Below are 280 nucleotides of genomic sequence, written 5' to 3' on the forward strand. Positions count from 1 at the left end.
TAGCCAGATTATGACCTTCTAGGCTCAAAGGATAGGTGTAAGTATCTGATTTTAAGGAATTTTCCTCATGACTCAGAGAGCGACGGTTGCCCTTGGCAAGCGAATCAAGGAGTTACGACTAGCCAAAGGATGGACACAAGCAGAGTTAGCGGAAGTCTTGGGATGTGAAGCGATGACGGTTAGCCGTTATGAGCGAGGTGAATATGTAGTGGTCAACTCATCCCGGACACGGTTTTGAGTTTTTCTTCCGTTTTCGCTGGGGCCAATCCATCGTTAAATT

Annotated in this window: 1 protein-coding gene; it reads left to right on the plus strand. The window is 46.4% G+C overall.

What is annotated here, in order from left to right; translation table 11 throughout:
- Positions 1-67: 67 nt before the first annotated feature.
- Positions 68-238, plus strand: a complete 171-nt coding sequence (locus tag GHO03_RS25985; protein WP_153400723.1) for a helix-turn-helix transcriptional regulator — start codon at positions 68-70, stop codon at positions 236-238.
- Positions 239-280: the final 42 nt, after the last annotated feature.

Source organism: Pseudomonas sp. FSL R10-1339, from assembly GCF_009600545.1.
GTDB lineage: Bacteria > Pseudomonadota > Gammaproteobacteria > Pseudomonadales > Pseudomonadaceae > Aquipseudomonas > Aquipseudomonas bubulae.

Bases quoted from the DNA above. Each gene is read 5' to 3' on its own strand.
- GHO03_RS25985 (WP_153400723.1), top strand. From the start codon at position 68: ATGACTCAGAGAGCGACGGTTGCCCTTGGCAAGCGAATCAAGGAGTTA.